Origin of the sequence: Planotetraspora phitsanulokensis, assembly GCF_016863295.1 — a bacterium.
Taxonomy (GTDB): Bacteria; Actinomycetota; Actinomycetes; order Streptosporangiales; family Streptosporangiaceae; genus Planotetraspora; species Planotetraspora phitsanulokensis.
The window spans coordinates 1-3,380 of sequence record NZ_BOOP01000071.1 but is presented as its reverse complement, the minus strand read 5'-3'; the positions used below and the strand labels follow the sequence as shown (position 1 = coordinate 3,380).

2 rRNA genes are annotated in these 3,380 nt (G+C 56.7%); both read left to right on the top strand.

Annotated elements, in window-relative coordinates:
* The first annotated feature begins 71 nt into the window (after positions 1 to 71).
* Positions 72 to 3,171 (top strand): 23S ribosomal RNA (locus Pph01_RS42390).
* 89 nt (positions 3,172 to 3,260) lie between these two features.
* Positions 3,261 to 3,377, top strand: a 5S ribosomal RNA gene (gene rrf / locus Pph01_RS42385).
* Positions 3,378 to 3,380 lie beyond the last annotated feature (3 nt).

The following is a 3,380-nucleotide window of genomic DNA, read 5'->3' as shown; positions in this document are numbered from 1 at the left end:
TGTCGTGGTGCGGGGTGGGCTGGTTTCTGTTTGTTGTTTGTGAATTGCATAGTGGACGCGAGCATCTTTGTGGCCAAGTTTTTTAGGGCACACGGTGGATGCCTTGGCATCAGGAGCCGATGAAGGACGTGGGAGGCTGCGTTAAGCCTCGGGGAGTCGCCAACCTGACGTTGATCCGGGGATTTCCGAATGGGGCAACCTAGCACCAGTCATGTGGTGTTGCCGCCGTCTGAATGTATAGGGCGGTTGGTGGTAACGCGGGGAAGTGAAACATCTCAGTACCCGTAGGAAGAGAAAACAATAGTGATTCCGTGAGTAGTGGTGAGCGAAAGCGGAAGAGGCTAAACCGTGCATGTGTGATAGCCGGCAGGTGTTGCGTGTGCGGGGTTGTGGGACCCCCTTGGAAGGGCTGCCGTCCTTCCGGGCAGTGATAAATCGGTGTGGTAGTCGAAGCCTTTGGGATGGGGCGCCGTAGACCGTGAGAGCCGGGTAGGCGAAATCATGCCGACTGTTTGGGGTGTTCCCGAGTAGCACGAGGCTCGTGGAATCTTGTGTGAATCTGCCAGGACCACCTGGTAAGCCTAAATACTCCCTGATGACCGATAGTGAACGAGTACCGTGAGGGAAAGGTGAAAAGCGCCCCGGTGAGGGGTCGTGAAATAGTACCTGAAACCGTGTGCCTACAAGCCGTAGGAGCTTAGACGGGGCTTGCCTTGTCTGTGATGTGACTGCGTGCCTTTTGAAGAATGAGCCTGCGAGTTATGGTGTGTGGCGAGGTTAACCTGTGTGGGGGAGCCGTAGCGAAAGCGAGTCTGAATAGGGCGTTGAGTCGCATGCTGTAGACCCGAAGCGGGGTGATCTACGCATGGGCAGGTTGAAGCGTGGGTAAGACTGCGTGGAGGACCGAACCCACCAGGGTTGAAAACCTGGGGGATGATCTGTGTGTAGGGGTGAAAGGCCAATCAAACTCCGTGATAGCTGGTTCTCCCCGAAATGCATTTAGGTGCAGCGTTGCGTGTTTCTTGCCGGAGGTAGAGCTCTGGATGGCTAATGGGCCCTACAAGGTTACTGACGTCAGCCAAACTTCGAATGCCGGTAAGTGAGAGCGCGGCAGTGAGACTGCGGGGGATAAGCTCCGTGGTCGAGAGGGAAACAGCCCAGATCACCGACTAAGGCCCCTAAGCGTGTGCTAAGTGGGAAAGGATGTGGAGTCGCAGTGACAACCAGGAGGTTGGCTTAGAAGCAGCCACCCTTGAAAGAGTGCGTAATAGCTCACTGGTCAAGTGATTCTGCGCCGATAATGTAGCGGGGCTCAAGTACACCGCCGAAGTCGTGGCACTCACACTTGTGTGGGTGGGTAGGGGAGCGTCGTGCGTTCGGTGAAGCGGTCGAGTGATCGGTCGTGGAGGGCGTGCGAGTGAGAATGCAGGCATGAGTAGCGAATCAGAAGTGAGAAACTTCTGCGCCGGATGACCAAGGGTTCCTGGGCTAGGCTAATCCGCCCAGGGTAAGTCGGGGCCTAAGGCGAGGCCGACAGGCGTAGTCGATGGATAACGGGTTGATATTCCCGTACCCGCTGTGATGCGCCAATACTGAATCCTTTGATGCTAAGGGTCCTTAAGCCGGTTGTCCCTTCGGGGGCAGCGTCAGGGTGAACGCCTGAACCGATGGGGTAGTAGGTAAGCGATGGGGTGACGCAGGAAGGTAGCCCATCCCGGGCGGTGGTTGTCCCGGGGTAAGCATGTAGGGAGAGAGATAGGCAAATCCGTCTCTCGTGTTCCTGAGATGTGATGCCGAGCCGATTGTGGCGAAGTGGGTGATCCTATGCTGCCGAGAAAAGCCTCTAGCGAGTGTCGTGGCGGCCCGTACCCTAAACCGACTCAGGTGGTCAGGTAGAGAATACTAAGGCGTTCGGGTGAACTGTGGTTAAGGAACTCGGCAAATTGCCCCCGTAACTTCGGGAGAAGGGGGGCCTTCGCTGGTGTAGGACCTTTGCGTTCGTAGCTGGTGGAGGCCGCAGTGGCCAGGGGGAAGCGACTGTTTACTAAAAACACAGGTCCGTGCTAAGTCGTAAGACGATGTATACGGACTGACGCCTGCCCGGTGCCGGAACGTTAAGGGGACCGCTTAGCAGCAGTAATGTTGCGAAGGTGAGAACTTAAGCGCCGGTAAACGGCGGTGGTAACTATAACCATCCTAAGGTAGCGAAATTCCTTGTCGGGTAAGTTCCGACCTGCACGAATGGCGTAACGACTTCCCCGCTGTCTCAACCGCAGACCCGGTGAAATTGCAGTACGAGTAAAGATGCTCGTTTCGCGCAGCAGGACGGAAAGACCCCGGGACCTTCACTATAGCTTGACATTGGTGTTTGGGATGGCTTGTGTAGGATAGGTGGGAGACTGGGAAGCTGCAACGCTAGTTGTGGTGGAGTCATTGGTGAAATACCACTCTGGTCGTTTTGGATGTCTAACCCGCGCCCGTGTATCCGGGTGGGGGACAGTGTCTGGTGGGTAGTTTAACTGGGGCGGTTGCCTCCTAAAAGGTAACGGAGGCGCCCAAAGGTTCCCTCAGCCTGGTTGGCAATCAGGTGTTGAGTGTAAGTGCACAAGGGAGCTTGACTGTGAGACTGACGGGTCGAGCAGGAGCGAAAGCTGGGACTAGTGATCCGGCATCGGCATGTGGAAGCGGTGTCGCTCAACGGCTAAAAGGTACCCCGGGGATAACAGGCTGATCTTCCCCAAGAGTCCATATCGACGGGATGGTTTGGCACCTCGATGTCGGCTCGTCGCATCCTGGGGCTGGAGTAGGTCCCAAGGGTTGGGCTGTTCGCCCATTAAAGCGGTACGCGAGCTGGGTTTAGAACGTCGCGAGACAGTTCGGTCCCTATCCGCTGCGCGCGCAGGAGACTTGAAAGGGGCTGTCCCTAGTACGAGAGGACCGGGACGGACGAACCTCTGGTGTGCCAGTTGTTCCGCCAGGAGCACGGCTGGTTGGCTACGTTCGGTAGGGATAACCGCTGAAAGCATCTAAGCGGGAAGCTCGCCTTGAGATGAGGTCTCCCACCCCGTGAGGGGGTAAGGCTCCCTGTAGACGACAGGGTTGATAGGCCGGAAGTGGAAGCGCGGTAACGTGTGGAGCTGACCGGTACTAATAGGCCGAGGACTTGACCACAAAGCACACACTCTTGGAGTGTCTTGCTCGCGTCCACTATGTGATTCAGGGACAACAACCAGATGGTGTGGTTGATAGTTCCATAGGGTTACGGCGGTTATGGCGGAAGGGAAACACCCGGTTACATTCCGAACCCGGAAGTTAAGCCTTCCAGCGCCGATGGTACTGCACCGGGGACGGTGTGGGAGAGTAGGACGCCGCCGGACAAT